The organism is Prochlorococcus sp. G4PB17 (assembly GCF_059772445.1).
Window position 1 is genome coordinate 58,801 of sequence record NZ_CM186288.1, and the last position, 18,074, is coordinate 76,874.

Genomic DNA, 18,074 nt, shown 5'->3' on the forward strand with positions numbered 1-18,074 from the left:
ATATGCGCCTTGGATTGTTTGATAGTGGTATTGGTGGTTTTACGGTTTTTAAAAAGGTCGTTGAATTATTTCCCCATGCTTCATTTGTCTATTTGGCTGATACTGCAAGACTTCCTTATGGGGTAAAGACAGCCAATGAGATCATGGAAATTGCTGAAGAAATATCATATTGGTTTAGTTTTCAGAATATTGATGGTTTTTTGGTTGCATGTAATACAACAAATGCTATCGCCTTGGATGTAATTAAAAAAAAATTAGATGTTCCTGTTTTTGACTTAATTGAGTCTGCTTCTTCAACTATTAAAGAATCAAGGGTTGGTGTGCTTGCTACTCCCTCTACGGTTAAAACAAAAGCATATACAAATGCGATTTTAAATTTTAAACCAAAAACTTTTGTTATTGAACAACCATGTCCTGAATTTGTTCCAATGATTGAAATGGATAATTTTAATTTAGATTTGATTCATGATATTGCGATAGATTATTTACAGCCCCTTTTAAAGCAAAATATTGAGTCCTTAATTCTTGGCTGCAGTCACTATCCTCTTATAACTACTTTGTTTAATCAAATATTACCCTCCAGTATCAAATTAATTGACCCTGCTGAAGCTCTTTCTTTGAAGTTAAAGGTATTCATGGATTCAAATGCAATTAATCTTGCAAAGAAAAAATATTTACTTGATTCAAAGTTTTGTGTAACATCTGATCCTAAAAACTTTTCTTTAAAGGCTAAGCATTGGTTAAACGTTTTTCCTGAAGTTAATCTCGTTTCACTGCAGAAGAAGGGTTGCGTCTCTTAATATCAAAAAGTAGAGCGGTTTTATGACCACAGCCACTGAAATCCTTCAACCTGTAGAACTTGATCTAGAAGCATTGCTTTCAGATCTTCGCAGCCTTATTGGTGCAGGACACCCTATTTTGCAGGCGGCTGCAGAACACCTATTTAGTGCAGGGGGGAAAAGTTTAAGACCTGGAATTGTTCTATTAATCTCAAGGGCATTAACAAATGAGAAGTGTCTTCCTTTAAAGCATCGAAAGCTTGCCCAAATTACTGAAATGATTCACACTGCATCTCTTGTTCATGATGATGTTGTTGATGAAGCAGATACTAGAAGAGGTGTTGAAACTGTTCACAGTCGCTTTGATCCCAGAATCGCAGTCCTGGCAGGTGACTTTCTATTTGCACAAGCGAGTTGGCATTTAGCAAATCTTGAGAATTTAGATGTTGTTAAATTGTTAAGTAGAGTAATTATGGACTTGGCTGAAGGTGAAATAAAGCAGGGCCTTAATAGATTTGATTCGAGTCAATCTTTTGAGAGCTATTTAGAAAAAAGTTACTGTAAAACAGCTTCTCTTATTGCTAATAGTTCAAAGGCTATCGGAGTTTTATCTGATGTGGATCCACAGAGCTTAAATTCACTTTATTTTTTTGGCAGACAATTAGGATTGGCCTTCCAAGTTGTTGATGATATTCTCGATTTTACTGGTAATGATGAACAATTAGGTAAACCAGCTGCTAGTGATCTTCAAAGTGGGTATCTTACGGCTCCTGTTTTCTACGCTTTGGAAGAGAATCCAACCTTAGCTGAACTTATAAATTGTAAATTCTCAAACAAAGATGATCTTGAAAAAGCTTTATCTCTTGTGAGAGATTCAAATGCGATAAAGAAATCAAGAGAATTAGCTGAAAAATTTGCATCTGAGTCAAAAGATTCAATTTCTTGGTTGCCAGATTCACCATCGAAAAAAGCATTACTTGAATTGCCTGAATTCGTTATCAGTAGGCTTTATTAATTTGAAATTCATTTAACATTTGTTCAATTTCTTTTAAATGGTTGATTTTTTTTAAATTTTTATTTTTTTCAATAAATTCTTTTTCTATTTGTTCATTATTGTTCTCTTTAAAAAATAAAACAAAACATCCTGCCTTTAGAGCTGAAGAAACTCCAGAAATTGAATCTTCAACAGCCCAGCAAGCTTGGGGGGCAATATTTAATTTTTCAGCAGCTAAAAGATATGGATCTGGAGCAGGCTTACCTTTTGTTAGTAATTTGTCATCTCCTAAAATCCTTATAGAAAATAAATGCATCCATTTATGATGTGCAATTTTTATTTGGATTGATTCAGAACTGCTACTGGTTACTAATGCCATTGGAATATTCTTTTCATGACATCTTTTAACCAAACGCTCACTACCAGGCATTGCTTCTGCTTTCGAAATTAGTCGTCTTGAAATTGGTTTGTGTACGGTTAGCAAGTCTTCAGGCTTAACTTTTTTGGGAATCAATTCAACAAGTTTATTTGCACAATCAATTCTTCTTCTGCCTCTTAAGAGTTTTAATTGGTTATCAGTTAGATTTAGATCAAAAAGCGCAGCTGTTTCTTTCCATGCTTGTCCATGTAATGGTTCTGAATCAATTAAAACCCCATCAAGATCGAATAATAATGCGTCAGGAAAATTCCAATTTTTTTTCATTATGTATTTGTTTTAAATAAGAGTTTCACTATTGAAGCCTTTTGGTCAGAAATAGCTTGAATGCAGTAAATGAAAAGTTGTTTTTATCTTTCATGAATTCAGACAATTCTAACTCTATTGAGTCTGTTCTTCAGGAACAGAGAGTTTTCCCTCCCTCAGATGACTTCTCTAGTAAAAGTAGAATCTCATCTTTTTCAAAATATTTAGAAATGTTTGAGATGGCTAAATCTGATCCCAATAAGTTTTGGGGTGATGCCGCTAGAGAAGAATTATATTGGTTTAAGTCTTTTGAAAAAGTACTTGATTGGTCTAACCCTCCATTCGCTAAGTGGTTTGATGGTGGTAAAACCAATATTTCATTTAACTGTTTAGATCGTCATTTAAATAGTCCAACAGCTGAAAAAATCGCATTAATATGGGAAGGCGAACCAGGTGATCAAAAGAAATATACCTATAAACAATTACATAAAGAGGTCTGCAAAGCAGCTAATGCACTTAAATCCATGGGTATTGGTAGAGGTGATCTAGTCGCTTTGTATATGCCTATGATACCTGAGGCGGCAATTGCAATGCTTGCTTGTGCAAGGATTGGTGCACCTCATTCAGTTGTCTTTGGAGGATTTTCCTCTGAGGCTCTCAGAGATAGATTGATTAATGGAGAAGCAAAAGCAATAATTACTGCTGATGGTGGTTTTAGAAAAGATAAAGTAATTCCTCTTAAAGATGCTGTCGACTCAGCATTAGAAGGTGGTGCTTGTTCAAAGGTCGAATCAGTTTTAGTTGTTCAAAGGACTAGAAAATCTATTGCTATGAATGTTGGTAGAGATTTTTGGTGGCATGAAATTGTAGATAGCCAACCAGAGGAATGTCCCGCAGAACAAATGGATAGTGAGGATTGTCTATTCGTTTTGTATACCTCTGGTTCTACAGGTAAACCTAAAGGAGTAGTACATACAACTGCTGGTTACAATCTTTGGTCTCATTTAACTTTTAAATGGATCTTTGACATTCGAGAAGATGATGTTTATTGGTGCACTGCTGATGTGGGTTGGATAACTGGACATAGTTATATCGTTTATGGTCCTCTTTCTAACGGAGCAACCACTGTTATGTATGAAGGAGTTCCTAGACCATCAAATCCAGGGGCTTTTTGGGATGTGATTCAGAAGCATAAAATTTCAATTTTTTACACTGCTCCAACTGCTATAAGAGCTTTTATGAAAGCGGGGAAAAATATTCCTAATCAATACGATTTATCTAGTTTGAGACTTTTGGGAACTGTTGGAGAACCAATTAATCCAGAAGCTTGGATATGGTATAGAGATGTCATAGGGAAAGGGAAATGTCCGATTGTGGATACTTGGTGGCAAACAGAAACTGGGGGAGTAATGATTAGTCCACTTCCTGGTGCCACTCCAACTAAGCCAGGATCGGCAACTTTTCCTTTGCCCGGTATTGATGCAGATGTGGTTGATTCAATGGGAGAGTCTGTCGCTAGTAACGAAGGTGGCTATTTGGTAGTTAAAAGACCATGGCCAGGAATGATGAGAAATGTTTATGGTGATGAAAAAAGGTTTAGAGAAAGTTACTGGGAGTATTTAAAACCTTCAGATAATAATTATTTATATTTTGCTGGAGATGGCGCGCGACGAGATGAAGAAGGTTATTTTTGGGTTATGGGTAGAGTTGATGATGTAATAAATGTCTCAGGTCATAGGCTTGGAACAATGGAAGTAGAGTCAGCTTTAGTTAGTCATGAATTTGTATCGGAGGCCGCAGTTGTGGGTAAACCTGATGAGTTAAAAGGGGAATCAATAGTTGCCTTTGTTACATTGAAAACTGGAGCAGAAGTAAATGAAAATATTGACGCTCAATTAAAAAAACATGTTGTTAATGAAATAGGCCCCATTGCTAAACCGGATGAAATTAAATTTACTGATGCTCTTCCCAAAACAAGAAGTGGAAAAATAATGAGAAGAATTTTGAGGGCATTGGCTTCAGGAGATGAAATAAGCGGAGATACCAGCACTCTGGAGGATAGATCAGTTTTAGATAAATTAAGAAGTTGATATTAAATCTCCCAATTACTTATTTGATCGACTATTGAATCAATTTTTTTGTACTTTAAAGGACTTTGAAGCTCCGAATTTAGTAACTTTTCTCTCAGGCCAAGGCTTACTGGTGTTAGATGATTACCATCAAGTTGAAGAATTTTAGATTTATCAAAATCTCTTTCTTTTAATGATTTGAGTAATAAATTATTTTGATCCAGACTATCATTTTTAAATCTTATTAATAGATTATTGATTTGCTCATAATGCTCTTTTATAAGATTTAACGTTTCGACAGGACCAGGACTAAACTCAGATTGAAAGTTTAGCCTCTTAGAAATCTTCTTTAACATAGGTATAGATTTATCTGCCTTGAAATTATTAAAACTAATAGCTACAAGGCCGTTGCAATTTCTGCCTCCATCAGGGGCTAGTAAATGTAATTTACATCCAAGGCTATGACCCAATCTAATTGACTTTGGGATTAATCCAACTCTTTTTTCAAGAATTTTCCTAGTTGTACGAAATTGTTTCCACGATTGATTTGCTTGAATTTGATGATCAAAGTTAGGAACATAGCTCCAGGAATGTACTGCAAAATTTCTTTGCAAAAGACCAGAAATGAGTCTTTTGTACGAAATTTCTGGTCTTATTGAAATATAGCTACCTCCAATTATCTCTATAAGACCAATTGGTCTTGAAGGCCATTGGCAAAAAATATCATTTATCCGTCTAGCCGTGTTCATTGCTGAATAATTACTCTTAAAGAGAAATAGAAAATGATTTTTAATATAAGTGTCTTTAGTTTTAATGTTTTAATATGTTTTTATTCAACTCTCTTTCTTTGATGATAATAGACTAATGATTGATGTATTTTGATGTGAAAGAAGACCAAAATTATCAGGAAGGAAGTGAGCAACTTAACTTTCTAAATGGAACAATTAAAGAGATTGCCAATGTGAAAGAGAGTCATCTAGGAGTAAAAGGTTCTTCCGAAACAAATGACGAATCTCTTGAATCTTTAAAAATGCAGAATGCACCGATGAATGTCCTGATTTTGGATACTGAAACTACAGGTCTTGATAATAATATTGATGAATGCCTTGAAGTCGGTTCGATACTTTTTAATGTCAAATGTAGATCGGTTTTAGCGCAGCAATCTTTTCTTTTACCAGTTGAAAGTAATCATGCAGAAAAGATAAACAATATCCCTGCTGAAATAACTAGGTTGCCTCAACCTCTATTTGAGGCAATTAAATACTTTGAATCTTTGGTTCAAGTATCAGATGTAATTGTCGCTCACAATGCTGAATTTGATAGGAAATGGTTCGGTTTAAATAAATTGCCTCAGATTGAAAAACAATGGATTTGTTCTATGGACGATATGTCTTGGCCGTCTGAAAAACAATTGAAGCCTCGTCCCTCAGTAAGAGACCTTGCCTTGGCTTATGGGGTTCCAGTCTGGAACGCGCATAGAGCTTTAACTGATTGCATATACTTGGCAGAGGTTTTTAAAAGATGTGGTGAACTGGAGCAGATTTTAATTAGAGCGCAAGAACCAAAAGTTTTAGTGCGTGCTGAGATCTCCTATGAAAAAAGGCACTTAGCTAAAAACGCAGGGTTTCGGTGGAATGATGCAATTAAGGGGGCTTGGTCTAGAAAAATGAGTCGTCGTGATATGGATAATTTAGAGTTTCCTGTACATGAAATTGATTTTCATGAATGAGGTGGATTATTCATAAAGTACTCATTTCAAATCTTGGCTATATGTTTAAAGTATTAGGTAATGAGTTTCTCTAAAGCTTCCTACATGAAAAATTTATGAGAAAATTTTTCCCTAAGAAAAATATAGTCGTTCAGGATGCTCTCTTTAAAAGCAAGACGGATGGTAATGAATTGAAAAAACGTCTCAGACAATGGCAGCACTCTAGAAGTTGGGCTCGTTTGATTTGTGAAGCTGAAAAAATGTGGAGTCTCGAATCCAGAGAACTAAAAAGGCTTGGAGCCATGGAGTTAATTCAACTCCAAAATGAAATGCCTTTTAATGTTAGAAGAAGAGTGAATTTTTGGCTGGTTAGATATTCAGGTGCTACTCGATTAGAAGATTGAGCTTAAATCCTTTTCTAGATTTAACTTCACCAATGTATTTTGCTAAAACTCATAGTTAAATATCGATTTGCCCGTTTGCGTAAGCAATTACTATTAAATAAACAAAAATAATTTTGCTTAAGCTACTTTGACCAATCTCAAGAATTTAAGAGGAATGGTGGATCTTTTACCAGCTCAGAGTGAAGGCTGGCAGAAGGTTGAAGCAATTGCGCTTGACCACTTTGGTCGAGCTGGACTTCAAGAAATTAGAACCCCAATAATTGAAAAAACTGAATTATTTTTAAGAGGCATTGGCGAAAATACCGATGTTGTGGGCAAGGAAATGTATAGTTTTGAAGATAGAGGGGGGCGTTCTTGCACTTTGAGACCTGAGGGTACAGCCTCTGTTGCAAGATCAATTGTCCAACATGGATTATTAAATAAAGGTCCTCAAAGACTTTGGTACAGAGGACCAATGTTTCGCTACGAGCGACCCCAAGCAGGAAGGCAAAGGCAGTTTCATCAGATTGGAGTTGAATTCGTTGGATTAGCTTCTGTTATTAGTGACGCTGAGGTTATTTCTATCGCTTGGGATTTCCTCAAGGATGTTGGACTTAGGGATTTGACTTTAGAAATTAATAGTCTTGGAAGTAATGAAGACAGAAATGTATTCAAGGAAGAGTTGAAAGTTTGGCTTAATCAGAGGTTTGAGTTGTTAGATCAAGATTCTCAGAAAAGAATTGATATTAATCCATTGAGAATTTTAGATACTAAGAATAAAACGACAAAAGAACTTTTATGTGAAGCCCCCACTTTAACTGATTTTTTATCTAAGGAGAGTAAAACTAGATTTGATTATTTACTTGAGTTACTCGATAATATAAATATTCCATACAAAATAAATAATAATTTGGTACGTGGACTTGATTATTACTCTCATACAGCTTTTGAGATAACAAGTGATCATCTTGGATCTCAAGCAACAGTTTGCGGAGGAGGACGTTACGACGGTTTGATAAGTGAATTGGGAGGACCTGAAACACCTTCAATTGGATGGGGTATTGGAATGGAAAGATTAATAATTCTTGCTGGAGATGAAATTTTAAATTCAAAATATCCAGATGTTTATGTAATTCATAGAGGTGAAAAAGCAGAACAACTTGCTTTGAACATCACTTGTCAGTTACGATCAGCGAACTTAACTATTGAATTAGACTATTCGGGCTCGTCGTTTTCTAAACAATTTAAACGGGCAGATAAAAGTAATGCTAGATGGGCAATAGTTATAGGAGAGGAAGAAGTTTTAAAAGATCAATTATTAATTAAGAAATTAAGAGATAATGAAAATGATGATAGTAATGAAGAATATTTTTTTCTAAAAGAAGATCTAACTCAGTTAATTAAAAAGTTAGTTGATTAATAAAATGAACTCTATTAAAATCAAAAAAATTTGTTGCATTGGTGCTGGGTATGTTGGTGGCCCAACCATGACTGTTATTGCCGATAAATGTCCTAATATAGAAGTTAATGTTGTTGATATAAATAAAGAAAGAATTGCTGCATGGAATGAAGCCGATCTAAATAAATTGCCAATATTTGAACCTGGATTAGATAACGTAGTTTTAAGAACAAGAGGTCGAAATCTTTTCTTTAGTACAGAAATGGAAAAGTCAATAGCTGAAGCAGATATGATTTTTATATCAGTTAATACTCCAACAAAAACAAAAGGTCTTGGAGCAGGCCAAGCAAGTGATCTTAGTTGGGTAGAGGCTAGTGCAAGGCAAGTGGCTAAATATGCAATAGGGCACACTATTGTAGTAGAAAAAAGCACTCTTCCAGTTCGAACTGCTCAAGCGATAAAAGAAATACTCAATGCTACAAATAAAGAAAGTCAAAAAAATGAATTTTCTAAAACTTTTTCTGTTTTATCTAATCCTGAATTCCTGGCAGAAGGTACTGCAATAAATGATTTGGAAAACCCCGACAGAGTTTTAATTGGTGGAGAAGATTCAGAAGCTATAAAATCTTTGGTAAATATTTATTTGAATTGGGTCCCTATTGAACAGATAATTTGTACGAATTTATGGAGTAGCGAACTTTCAAAATTAGCTGCCAATGCTTTTTTGGCCCAACGGATTAGTTCCATAAATTCTATTTCAGCCTTTTGTGAAGCAACTGGCGCTGATATCAAAGAGGTTGCTAAGGCGATCGGAACAGATAAAAGGATAGGGAATCAATTTCTTAGTGCTGGTCCTGGCTTTGGAGGTAGTTGCTTTAAGAAGGATATTTTGAATTTAGTTTATTTAAGTGGTTATTTTGGTTTGCCTGAGGTTGCCAATTACTGGAATCAAGTAGTGGCAATGAATACTTGGCAACAAGATAGAATTTATAAAATAGTTCTTGAGAAGCTTTTTGGTACAGTTAATGGAAAAAATATAGCAATACTTGGGTTTTCCTTTAAGGCAAATACAAACGATACTCGTGAATCTCCTGCTATTAGAATCGCTAGCGACTTGCTTGAAGAGGGAGCTTTACTCTCCATTTATGACCCTAAAGTTTCAATTAAGAGAATAGAGGAGGATTTTGAAAAATTTTCATTTAATAATCAAGGTATATGGAAAATGGCCAATTCAATACCAGATGCCTTGAAAAATGTTGATGCAGTATTAATTCTTACTGCATGGGATGAATTCTTCGGACTTGATTGGAATTATTTAGCTTCTTTAATGAGATCACCCGCTTGGGTTTTCGATACAAGATCAGTTGTCAATCGTAATGAAATAGAAAATACTGGCCTGAATTTGTGGAAGTTAGGGGAAGGAAGCTAAAGTATCTTCATGAAAACTATACGGTTATGATTAAAATGTTAAAGTGAAAAAATTATTTTTTATTTTTACTTATATTTTTCAAAAAGGTAATGCTCTTTCAATCTATTTTCAAAAGAAAGAAAAAAAACTTACATAAAGAATTTAAGTTTAATATGAATAATTGGATGAACTTAACAAAGGAAGAGAGACTTAAAATTGATTCACAGGAAAAGGATAAGGCAATGAAAAAGAAAAAAGCATTATTAAAATCGATTAGAGATGAATATATAAAAATAAAAAAGAAAAAGTAGTTCGTTTTGTGTGATTAGACTCTAAATAAAAAATGATTTATCTAATTATTAAATTCAATAAATTACTTTCTTAATTTCTATGATTTGGCCTCCATTAAAAGCATGGACTAGTACTTTAAATATTTCTGGGCAAGTCCATTTTGTTGCAATAAATTATGGTGGCGATCTAATTGATAGATGGGTTATGTTAATGTCCGTGGTTGATTCAAGTGTTGTAGTAAAAGTTTCTTGGTCAGAATTAATAGATGTATCTAATTGGAAACCTGGATGGGATGATAAAAATTCTTCGAAGTTATCTGAATCAATAAATAAAAAATTAAAAATAATAACTACTAATATCGTTTATCCTTCTATTGACTCTGGCTTGACTATTCCCATAACTAAAAACATCATTAGACCTTGGTTCAAGAATAGTTAATTACCTTATATATAAGAAAGTTAAGTTAGTATAATAATAAATTTGAACTTGAAATTATATTACGTTAAAAAATTTCACTCACTCACTTTCTTTCTTTCTTTATTAGGCTTTATACGTTAAAAAAAAGATACAGACTTGTATAAGTATGAAAGAACATTCTTTATGGTTGTCAGAGAGGGAAGCTAGCGAACTATTAAGCGTTGATATACAAACTTTAGTTTTATTGAGAGAAGGGGGACTTTTAAAGCCAGGATCTCATTGGAGAAGCTCAACTGATCCAGAACAATTACCCTGGAAGCCAAAAGTTTTTTATCATCTAATAGAATGTAAAGAAGTTATTGAATATTGGCAGGATACTGATGTCTCATTTGGTCAAATACCAGCTTGAAAAACTAAAAGACCTTATGTAATAAGATTTTTTTAGAACAAATTTCTATGCTACAAGATTTTCATTTTTACAGTCTTTGATTGACGTCTCAAGTATTGGATAAAGAGAAATCATTTTCCCGTATTCAGGAGATGTTCTGTAGAAATTAGCTTTCTTTCTATAGTGGTCTTCCGTCTCCATTTCTAGACTATTAAGTCGTTGGAAGTCCATTTTTTTTTCCAAAAGCATTTAATTATTTAATAGTTGTAAATAAGGAGTCCAAATTAATCTTTTATATTAATTACATATTTGGATGTATTTATATTGATTTTGAGACTTGAATCGTTTCGAATGCCTGATATAAATTCTTTTTATGTATCGATTAATTCTTTAATTAGAAAGTCTTAGATAGGGAATGTGCTTTATTTTATTGTTATTTCTCCTTTCTTTCTGTTTTATTTTGTTTAAAACCTGTTCTTTTTGATATTTTTTTATTTGCATTGGATTTAAATAATAAAAAAAATTTACAGATTCTTTCTCTTGCATGAGTATTCGATGAAATTGAAGTATTCTCTGTTCGGTTTTGAAAAATAGCACTTCTAATGCAGACCTATGGAAATTCAGCCGTCACCTATGGGTGGTGGGCTGGTAACTCAGGGGTCACCAACCGTTCAGGCAAATTTATTGCTGCTCATGCCGCTCATACCGGCTTGATTGCTTTCTGGGCTGGTGCCTTCACGTTATTTGAATTGGCTCGTTTTGACCCCTCCGTACCAATGGGGCATCAGCCTTTAATTGCGCTTCCTCATTTAGCAGCTTTGGGTATAGGTTTCGATGAAACTGGTGCCTTTATTGGTGGAAGTGCGGTTGTTGCGGTTGCGGTGTGTCATCTAGTTGGATCCATGGCTTATGGGGCAGGTGGATTAATGCACTCTCTTCTTTTTTCTAGCGACATGCAGGAATCTTCTGTGCCACAGGCCAGAAAATTCAAGCTTGAATGGGACAACCCAGATAACCAGACTTTCATCCTTGGACATCATTTGATTTTCTTTGGTGTTGCATGTATTTGGTTTGTTGAATGGGCGCGAATTCATGGAATCTACGATCCTGCAATTGGTGCTATTCGTCAGGTTGAATACGACCTAAACTTGAGTCATATCTGGGATCATCAGTTTGACTTCCTAACTATTGATAGTTTGGAAGATGTTATGGGAGGTCATGCTTTCTTGGCTTTCTTAGAAATTACTGGTGGTGCTTTCCATATCGCTACTAAGCAAGTTGGAGAATACACGAAGTTCAAAGGAGCTGGGCTTCTTTCTGCAGAAGCTATTCTTTCTTGGTCACTAGCGGGTATTGGCTGGATGGCAGTTGTCGCAGCATTCTGGAGTGCAACTAATACCACTGTTTACCCTGTTGAATGGTTTGGAGAACCATTAGCACTTAAATTTGGAATTTCTCCTTATTGGGTAGATACTGTGGATCTTCCAAATGGTGCTCATACTTCTCGCGCTTGGCTAGCTAATGTTCATTACTACTTTGGATTCTTCTTTATTCAAGGTCACCTATGGCATGCTCTTAGGGCAATGGGATTCGATTTCAAACGAGTAACTAGTGCATTGAGTAATCTTGATACTGCTTCTGTATCATTAAAATAGTTAAATAAATTTAACTAAATAAAAAAGCCCCAAATTTTTGGGGCTTTTTTATTGGGTCCATTTTTCAATAATTAAGTCATACTAATGAGAATTAATAAAACTTCTTATTAGTTTAATATTTGAAAATTTTTTTTTAATCGATTCCTATTTTTAAATTGATCTCATGTTTACTAATAATTAGAGCTAAATAAATGATTTGATTGAGATATGATAAGAATCAAAATTACTTTTGATGTTAAATATTCATATGAGATATTATTTTTTATGAGTTTTCATTTACTTCCGCAAGCTTGTTAATAGATGAGTCTGTTGTTTTTAGGTTTGGAAGACCTATATAAAATTAATGCAATCCCAACGTTAGTCCTTTCCTTGGGTTTGCTTGGAATTATAGGAATTCTTCTAACACTTGGTAGAAGATTGGATTCTGCAATGAAGTTGGAAAGATTTGGTATCCCCATAGCCCTTTTAGTGGGAGCATTGGGTTTTTTAATTGGTCCTTATGGGCCTTTTTCTTTATTACCAGAAAGGGTTCTGAATACTTGGATGAAATTACCAACTCCATTGCTTACTTTGGTATTTGCGACCTTAATGCTTGGAAGACCTATTCCAAGTATAAATACTTTATGGAAACCAGTTGCTTCGCAGGCATTGCTAGGACTTTTACTGGGTTTTGGTCAGTATGTTGTTGGTGGGATAATTGTGTTGTCATTTCTGCTTCCCTATTTAGGAGTAGATCCATTGATGGGATGCATTATTGAAGTTGGTTTTGAAGGAGGACATGGAGCTGCGGCAATAATGGGAGATAGTTTTATGAAGTTAGGCTTCCCTGAAGGATTAGATCTGGGATTTGCAATGGCAACTGTAGGTTTACTTGCTTCTACTTTGCTAGGGAGCGGTTTAGTTGTTCTGGGGAGGTTCTTTGGATGGCTTGTACCTGTTGAACAAGAGCTCACAAATGATTTAAATGATATTGAATTGGAATTTAATCCAATTGAACAATTTAAGTTGCTTTTATATAATTTTGCTTTAGTAGGATTAGCGGTATTGATTGGAATCTTTTTACTCTATTGTTTAAAGCTTTCTTCTACTTATTTGAGTGATATAAGTAAGCAGGTGATATTAGCTTTCCCAGTATTTCCATTGGCTTTGATGGGTTCCTTTTTAGTAAGATTTTCATTAGAAAAAACTGGAAAGACCAAATTAGTCTCATCACTTTTCCAACGTGAGATTGGCATACTTTCAACAGATTTACTAATAATTACAGCTATGGCCGGATTGAATTTACCTTTATTAGTTAACTATTGGGTTCCCATAACTATTTTAGCTATTGGTGGATTGATTTGGAATCTTGTAGGGATGTTGATTTTTTCTAGATTATTTTTTAGAGAAGAATGGTTTGAAAGAGCAATAGCAGAGTTTGGAAATTCAACGGGAGTTGCAGCTAGTGGACTATTACTTTTGAGATTGGCTGATCCTAGAAATTCTACTAATACGTTACCTGTGTTTTCTATTAAGCAATTATTTTTACAGCCACTTCTTTCTGGAGGGCTAATTACTGTAATAGCTCCTTTGTTTATTAGTAATTTTGGGCTTAAAGGATGGACAGAATTTTGTGGATTAATTTCATTGTCTTTGTGCGTTGTAGCTATATCTTTACAGTCAAAATATACAAAAGCCTCAGCATGACAATTGATATACTTAATTAAAGTTATAATTTACAGGAATATTAGTTTTAATAAACCATTCCCCTTCTTTATATGAACCGACAAATTTACAAAGATATTCCTCCTCAAGAACTGAAAGAAAAATGGTTTAAAAGTCACTTACTTGGAAAAGAGGTTGAATTAAGAGAACTCTATGAGTTGCCTCAGGATCAGTTGGATTTAGTCATGGCAGAGACTGCAGAGTTTAGGAGCGATATAGGAAATAGAGATAGAAATCTAGGTAAATTTTGTACAGCTGGTTATTTTTTAGAGTTATCAAGAATCATTGACAAAAGGAGGGCTTCAGAATAATTTTCTACTTTATTGTCCAAAAAATATAGGTTCATTTTGCTTACTCCATGGCTCATTCTTTTTCATAACTATTGGATATTTTTCATGAGTAAAAAAATAATTTAACCAACTTCGTAAATATTTGATTTGATTGTCTTGATCAAACTTTTTTAAATCCGCTATTCTAAATTGCCTTACAAATGGCCAGATAGCCCAATCAGCTAAGGTTTCTTTTGCATCAACAAGAAACAACGGTTTTCCTTCTATACAAAATTTTTTTAATCTGTTATTTAAAGATAAAAGGATTTTCATAGCGGCAGCACGATGAGTTTCTGATTCTTCAAAATTAAATCTAGATGCATATTTAAACCGATCCAAATGATATTTAAATTCTTTATCATTTGTTTCTATAAGGCTAAATATTTCTTTTGACTTTTCATTATTATTACAAAATAATTCAAGCATATTTGATCTTTTAATACTCCAGATCATTATTTCCAGACTCTCATCAATTACTTTATTCAAATTAGTCTTTAATACAGGTACAGTTGCTTTTTTAGAAATTTGTATTAATTCAATAGGCTTGTTTTTTAGTTCGATCTCTCTTAACTCCACTACCTGATTTGTATTTAACAAAGCCCATCTAGCTCTAATTGCGTAGGGACATCGTCTAAAGCTATAAAGAATATTGTGCTTCATAATTTTCCTGTTAAAATCATCTTGTTACCTATGACTAGATATGATTAGTCATTCCAATAAATCTTAATTAGAATATGCTTTACAAGTATATCCTTTATGATTTTTTTTTGGAATTATATTTTACTATAAAAATATAACCCAATATTTTTATATTCCAAACGCTTCATTTCTCAAGAAAGTAAAATTATGTCAGGATTTGTTTATTTAATGAAGAATGGTGATTTATATAAACTCGGAAGTACTACTAATTTGAAAAGTGAGGCTAGTAAAATGAATCCAGGCGAAATAATTTCTTCTTTCAAAACTAATGATCCCAAATCTTTTGAAGTAAGATTGTTAAAGCTTTATAAGAAAAAAAGAATTCCGGATACGAACTATTTCCGTTTATCTGAAGCAGAAGTTAATAATTGTATAAAACATTTAGAAGGAAAAAGTAATTTTCCAAAAAGCTTAAATGATGAGTTAAGAATCGGATTGAATGGATCGTTTTTGTTCGCAGTTATAACTTTTCTTATTTCATTCCTTATTAATAAGATGTTTATATTTAGTTTTTTTATTTCAATATTATTTGCCTCTCTCCCTATGTGGTCACTTGTGATCCTTGGTAGTTTTGGAGGCTATGATACTGATGACCTTACACTTTTTTCGACGGTTTCTAACAGATTAAAAGGTTTTCTGATAGCTATCTCTATGGTTTCAGTTGCATATGTTTTATATACTTTTTCTAGTTTTTCAATTGCCTTTTAATCTAGACAACTCTTTTTTATTTTCATACATATATTTTATAACTTCTTGCTTAATTATCAACTTATAGCTATAAATATATTTAATAGGTCATGACCTTTAGAGAGTATGAACATTTCTGATTATCTTCAATTCTTAGAACCAATACAAGAACAGCTTAATAAGGTTTACTCAATTGCTTCTTTGGCGCTTACAATTTTAATTTGTTTATGGCTATTTAACTTTATAGTTGGTCTCATACAAAGGACGTATTCAGTGGGTAAAGCTATAGGAAGTTTTTATAGAAATTATTTTCATAAGTATCTCCGTAAGGCAATTTTGGGAGTGTTGAATTCATTTAAGAAAACTATTAACCCTATTTAAAAAATAAGAATTTTCTTCTAAATATTTGTTTCAAGTTGACAATTTAGTGCGATTTCAAAAGGAATAGAACTGTTTGGTAAATCCAGTAAATTGGAACAAATACTTGCAATATCATTTGTCTGTATCATATCTTTTTTGGGAAAATGATTTACTTCTTTTGCCATTTCTGTATTTACCCATCCTGGGCAAATAGCTGTAACTCTAATACCTTTTTCCCATCCTTCGTTTCTCATGGTTTGGCATAAGCTCATTAAAGCGAATTTACTCATTGAATAGCTAGCCAAGTTACCCTTTGATCGTTTTCCACTCATAGATACCAATACAATAATCCTTGCTGAATTACTTAGGGATAAATACTTCCAAGCATTTTTTGTTAATATCCATGGTCCCATTACATTTACTTTCCACAGATCATCAATATCTTTCATCTCATCATCATTAAATAATAAATTTGTTTTTTTGAATATCCCAGCGCAATGAATAATAGTATCAATATTTTTAAAAGTTTTGACTGTTTTTTCTACCCATTCCTTCGATGATTTTTGATCAGTTGCATCATATTTATGTACCAAAACTTTATCTTGAGGGTTTAATTTTGGATCTAAGGGTGTCTTATTTAATTTTTCTTTTTGTCTCACTCCTAAGCTTAATGAATGCCCCTCTTTACGTAATTTTAATGCTATCGCTTTACCAATACCTCTACTTGCTCCGCTTATAAGAATTTTTCTCATTTATTATTAACTATTAATGCTTTTAATAATAAATTTAATTCTCTACCATGCATATTCATCAAGCCTTGTTTTATAGTCCAGGGTGATTTCCTAAACATTTTCCACATTGCGGATATTAGTTCGTTAAGGCTAAGCGTATTTGTGAGGAATCCATACCATTGTTTATTAGGTAAACTAAAAAATTCCACAAAAAATCCTCTTAGTAACTTCTCTTCGAATCGCATTAATTTTTCTAATCCAAATTTATAAATAGCTTGCTTTCTTCTAAGTTCAGAGGGCCATAAGACTTGCCAACCCTTCTTTGCTAATGAGGCTGAGGATGCTTTATCGTCTTTCATTGCTAATGAAAGGGCTTTGGCAACTTTAGGAGCTCTTCTTAAAAGGCTGCCAACCATATATCCCGAAGCGGGATGTACCATTCCAGCAGAACCACCGAAACCAAGTACCGGTTGTGTTAAGTCAGGAATAGGCATATTCATTGGTAGATATGAACCATGCTCTTCATGTACAAGACTTTTTATTACCAACCCCCGAGTTTCTAATCTTTTTTCCAATCTTCTTTTTAATTCATCAAGTGAGACTGGAGGAAATAGACCCAAGGATGTTTCTTCTAGGAAAAATTTTCCATCTCCCATATCCATAGCGTATAAAAATGTTGGAGCTTCTTTTCTCTCCTCAGGATTCAAGTGGTCGCAGCGATAATCCATGAGAACAAATTGATCTTTATCGACAGGTGGTGCGTTGAACTCTCCTACGATTCCATAACAAGTTTGAACAGCTACTGGACCTTGGTTAGGAGATTTAATAAAAACGGGTTTGTAACCAGTTGCGTCAATTACTAGCCGAGCATGAAGTTCTTTACCATTAGAAGTTTTAACTGTGCTTGTTAAGTTATTAGTTTCTAAGTTGATTGCTGAACCTTTATGCCATTCTATTTCAGCCTTATTGCATTGCTCTAACCAATAAGCTTGTAATTTGTTTTTATCAAAAAGACCATAATCTCTATTATGTTTCGTTACTTCATTTTTCTTGGAATTTGGATCCTTGTCTCCCTCGCCAAAATAACTAATGGTGTTTATCCATCTATGTTCAAGTAAGTGACTCAGTCCAAGCTCATCAACCTCCTCACCCCATATGCCATAAGTGAAGGGCCAAGGTTCTTCTGGGGATTGCTCCGATAAGAGTTCAACATTTAAGCTTTCATTTGCTAATGCTGCCGCTATTGATAAAGCTCCTGGTCCGGAACCAAGTACTAGAGCATCTGATAATGCACTAGTACTCATGGCTCCTCTTGAGGAAAATGGCTATATCCTTTTACTAGCCGGCCTAAAATAGGATTTAATTTCTTAGAATAAAAAATAGTTATTTGA

Annotated in this window: 20 protein-coding genes; 14 read left to right on the forward strand and 6 right to left on the reverse strand. The window is 33.9% G+C overall.

The features are described from left to right. Positions 1-2 precede the first annotated feature (2 nt). Both murI and sds read left to right on the forward strand, forming a co-directional pair. On the forward strand, positions 3-800 hold the full coding sequence (gene murI, locus AC6EJB_RS00275) for a glutamate racemase (RefSeq protein ID WP_498491639.1): 798 nt from the start codon (positions 3-5) through the stop codon (positions 798-800). A 22-nt stretch (positions 801-822) separates the two neighbouring features. Continuing rightward, positions 823-1,794: a solanesyl diphosphate synthase gene (gene sds / locus AC6EJB_RS00280; RefSeq protein WP_498491640.1), complete on the forward strand. Its 972-nt coding sequence runs from the start codon at positions 823-825 to the stop codon at positions 1,792-1,794. On the opposite strand, the gene AC6EJB_RS00285 is transcribed toward sds, so the two are convergent. Beyond that, positions 1,778-2,476 carry an HAD family hydrolase gene (locus AC6EJB_RS00285; protein ID WP_498491641.1) on the reverse strand — a complete coding sequence of 233 codons (699 nt, stop codon included), beginning with the start codon at positions 2,474-2,476 and terminating at the stop codon, positions 1,778-1,780. The two genes, sds and AC6EJB_RS00285, sit on opposite strands and share 17 nt — an antisense overlap. Positions 2,477-2,568: 92 nt before the next feature. On the opposite strand from AC6EJB_RS00285, the gene acs reads away from it, so the two are divergent. Further along, a complete protein-coding gene (acs, locus tag AC6EJB_RS00290; RefSeq protein WP_498491642.1) occupies positions 2,569-4,545 on the forward strand; it encodes an acetate--CoA ligase in 1,977 nt (658 codons plus the stop codon). A 2-nt stretch (positions 4,546-4,547) separates the two neighbouring features. Here the strand turns inward: acs and AC6EJB_RS00295 are convergent, their stop codons facing one another. Beyond that, positions 4,548-5,273 carry a DUF1350 family protein gene (locus AC6EJB_RS00295; protein ID WP_498491643.1) on the reverse strand — a complete coding sequence of 242 codons (726 nt, stop codon included), beginning with the start codon at positions 5,271-5,273 and terminating at the stop codon, positions 4,548-4,550. A 134-nt stretch (positions 5,274-5,407) separates the two neighbouring features. Here AC6EJB_RS00295 and AC6EJB_RS00300 point away from each other — a divergent pair, with 134 nt between their 5' ends. The 7 genes from AC6EJB_RS00300 to AC6EJB_RS00330 all read left to right on the forward strand — a co-directional run bounded on the left by AC6EJB_RS00300 (position 5,408) and on the right by AC6EJB_RS00330 (position 10,539). Then, positions 5,408-6,253: a 3'-5' exonuclease gene (locus AC6EJB_RS00300; RefSeq protein WP_498491645.1), complete on the forward strand. Its 846-nt coding sequence runs from the start codon at positions 5,408-5,410 to the stop codon at positions 6,251-6,253. Positions 6,254-6,348: 95 nt separating this feature from the next. Beyond that, positions 6,349-6,636 carry a hypothetical protein gene (locus AC6EJB_RS00305; protein WP_498491646.1) on the forward strand — a complete coding sequence of 96 codons (288 nt, stop codon included), beginning with the start codon at positions 6,349-6,351 and terminating at the stop codon, positions 6,634-6,636. 127 nt (positions 6,637-6,763) lie between these two features. Then, the gene (hisS, locus tag AC6EJB_RS00310; protein WP_498491647.1) at positions 6,764-8,035 is read left to right on the forward strand and encodes a histidine--tRNA ligase; all 1,272 of its coding nucleotides are present in this window, start codon (positions 6,764-6,766) and stop codon (positions 8,033-8,035) included. Between the two features lie 4 nt (positions 8,036-8,039). After that, positions 8,040-9,443, forward strand: a complete 1,404-nt coding sequence (locus AC6EJB_RS00315; RefSeq protein WP_498491649.1) for a nucleotide sugar dehydrogenase — start codon at positions 8,040-8,042, stop codon at positions 9,441-9,443. A 164-nt stretch (positions 9,444-9,607) separates the two neighbouring features. Further along, entirely contained in the window at positions 9,608-9,733 is a 126-nt protein-coding gene (locus AC6EJB_RS00320; RefSeq protein WP_498491650.1) for a hypothetical protein, read from the forward strand. Positions 9,734-9,812: 79 nt separating this feature from the next. Continuing rightward, positions 9,813-10,151, forward strand: a complete 339-nt coding sequence (locus AC6EJB_RS00325) for a TIGR02450 family Trp-rich protein (protein WP_498491652.1) — start codon at positions 9,813-9,815, stop codon at positions 10,149-10,151. A gap of 145 nt (positions 10,152-10,296) precedes the next feature. Next, positions 10,297-10,539: a hypothetical protein gene (locus AC6EJB_RS00330; RefSeq protein ID WP_498491654.1), complete on the forward strand. Its 243-nt coding sequence runs from the start codon at positions 10,297-10,299 to the stop codon at positions 10,537-10,539. Positions 10,540-10,584: 45 nt separating this feature from the next. Here AC6EJB_RS00330 and AC6EJB_RS00335 read toward each other — a convergent pair whose 3' ends face one another. Next, a complete protein-coding gene (locus tag AC6EJB_RS00335) occupies positions 10,585-10,719 on the reverse strand; it encodes a hypothetical protein (RefSeq protein WP_498491656.1) in 135 nt (44 codons plus the stop codon). A 401-nt stretch (positions 10,720-11,120) separates the two neighbouring features. Here AC6EJB_RS00335 and AC6EJB_RS00340 point away from each other — a divergent pair, with 401 nt between their 5' ends. The 3 genes from AC6EJB_RS00340 to AC6EJB_RS00350 all read left to right on the forward strand — a co-directional run bounded on the left by AC6EJB_RS00340 (position 11,121) and on the right by AC6EJB_RS00350 (position 14,188). After that, the gene (locus tag AC6EJB_RS00340) at positions 11,121-12,173 is read left to right on the forward strand and encodes a chlorophyll a/b binding light-harvesting protein (RefSeq protein WP_498491658.1); all 1,053 of its coding nucleotides are present in this window, start codon (positions 11,121-11,123) and stop codon (positions 12,171-12,173) included. A gap of 300 nt (positions 12,174-12,473) precedes the next feature. After that, positions 12,474-13,859, forward strand: coding sequence for a sodium/glutamate symporter (locus tag AC6EJB_RS00345; RefSeq protein ID WP_498491660.1), 1,386 nt, complete (start codon positions 12,474-12,476; stop codon positions 13,857-13,859). Positions 13,860-13,930: 71 nt separating this feature from the next. Next, a complete protein-coding gene (locus AC6EJB_RS00350; protein WP_413390142.1) occupies positions 13,931-14,188 on the forward strand; it encodes a hypothetical protein in 258 nt (85 codons plus the stop codon). Between the two features lie 9 nt (positions 14,189-14,197). Here AC6EJB_RS00350 and AC6EJB_RS00355 read toward each other — a convergent pair whose 3' ends face one another. Then, positions 14,198-14,866, reverse strand: a complete 669-nt coding sequence (locus AC6EJB_RS00355) for a glutathione S-transferase (RefSeq protein ID WP_498491662.1) — start codon at positions 14,864-14,866, stop codon at positions 14,198-14,200. Between the two features lie 186 nt (positions 14,867-15,052). Between AC6EJB_RS00355 and AC6EJB_RS00360 the strand changes: the two genes are divergently transcribed. Further along, positions 15,053-15,613, forward strand: a complete 561-nt coding sequence (locus AC6EJB_RS00360; protein WP_498491664.1) for a GIY-YIG nuclease family protein — start codon at positions 15,053-15,055, stop codon at positions 15,611-15,613. Positions 15,614-15,990: 377 nt separating this feature from the next. Here the strand turns inward: AC6EJB_RS00360 and AC6EJB_RS00365 are convergent, their stop codons facing one another. Both AC6EJB_RS00365 and crtL read right to left on the reverse strand, forming a co-directional pair. Then, entirely contained in the window at positions 15,991-16,704 is a 714-nt protein-coding gene (locus tag AC6EJB_RS00365) for an SDR family NAD(P)-dependent oxidoreductase (RefSeq protein WP_498491666.1), read from the reverse strand. Then, positions 16,701-17,987, reverse strand: a complete 1,287-nt coding sequence (gene crtL / locus AC6EJB_RS00370; protein ID WP_498491668.1) for a lycopene beta cyclase — start codon at positions 17,985-17,987, stop codon at positions 16,701-16,703. Before crtL ends, AC6EJB_RS00365 begins: the two co-directional genes overlap by 4 nt. Positions 17,988-18,074: the final 87 nt, after the last annotated feature.

What these genes read in the sequence shown, in the direction of transcription:
- murI (WP_498491639.1), top strand. Translation starts at nt 3, where the DNA reads ATGCGCCTTGGATTGTTTGATAGTGGTATTGGTGGTTTTACGGTTTTT.
- sds (WP_498491640.1), top strand. Translation starts at nt 823, where the DNA reads ATGACCACAGCCACTGAAATCCTTCAACCTGTAGAACTTGATCTAGAA.
- AC6EJB_RS00285 (WP_498491641.1), bottom strand. Translation starts at nt 2,476, where the DNA reads ATGAAAAAAAATTGGAATTTTCCTGACGCATTATTATTCGATCTTGAT.
- acs (WP_498491642.1), top strand. Translation starts at nt 2,569, where the DNA reads ATGAATTCAGACAATTCTAACTCTATTGAGTCTGTTCTTCAGGAACAG.
- AC6EJB_RS00295 (WP_498491643.1), bottom strand. Translation starts at nt 5,273, where the DNA reads ATGAACACGGCTAGACGGATAAATGATATTTTTTGCCAATGGCCTTCA.
- AC6EJB_RS00305 (WP_498491646.1), top strand. Translation starts at nt 6,349, where the DNA reads ATGAGAAAATTTTTCCCTAAGAAAAATATAGTCGTTCAGGATGCTCTC.
- AC6EJB_RS00315 (WP_498491649.1), top strand. Translation starts at nt 8,040, where the DNA reads ATGAACTCTATTAAAATCAAAAAAATTTGTTGCATTGGTGCTGGGTAT.
- AC6EJB_RS00320 (WP_498491650.1), top strand. Translation starts at nt 9,608, where the DNA reads ATGAACTTAACAAAGGAAGAGAGACTTAAAATTGATTCACAGGAAAAG.
- AC6EJB_RS00325 (WP_498491652.1), top strand. Translation starts at nt 9,813, where the DNA reads ATGATTTGGCCTCCATTAAAAGCATGGACTAGTACTTTAAATATTTCT.
- AC6EJB_RS00330 (WP_498491654.1), top strand. Translation starts at nt 10,297, where the DNA reads ATGAAAGAACATTCTTTATGGTTGTCAGAGAGGGAAGCTAGCGAACTA.
- AC6EJB_RS00335 (WP_498491656.1), bottom strand. Translation starts at nt 10,719, where the DNA reads ATGGAGACGGAAGACCACTATAGAAAGAAAGCTAATTTCTACAGAACA.
- AC6EJB_RS00340 (WP_498491658.1), top strand. Translation starts at nt 11,121, where the DNA reads ATGCAGACCTATGGAAATTCAGCCGTCACCTATGGGTGGTGGGCTGGT.
- AC6EJB_RS00345 (WP_498491660.1), top strand. Translation starts at nt 12,474, where the DNA reads ATGAGTCTGTTGTTTTTAGGTTTGGAAGACCTATATAAAATTAATGCA.
- AC6EJB_RS00350 (WP_413390142.1), top strand. Translation starts at nt 13,931, where the DNA reads ATGAACCGACAAATTTACAAAGATATTCCTCCTCAAGAACTGAAAGAA.
- AC6EJB_RS00355 (WP_498491662.1), bottom strand. Translation starts at nt 14,866, where the DNA reads ATGAAGCACAATATTCTTTATAGCTTTAGACGATGTCCCTACGCAATT.
- AC6EJB_RS00360 (WP_498491664.1), top strand. Translation starts at nt 15,053, where the DNA reads ATGTCAGGATTTGTTTATTTAATGAAGAATGGTGATTTATATAAACTC.
- AC6EJB_RS00365 (WP_498491666.1), bottom strand. Translation starts at nt 16,704, where the DNA reads ATGAGAAAAATTCTTATAAGCGGAGCAAGTAGAGGTATTGGTAAAGCG.
- crtL (WP_498491668.1), bottom strand. Translation starts at nt 17,987, where the DNA reads ATGAGTACTAGTGCATTATCAGATGCTCTAGTACTTGGTTCCGGACCA.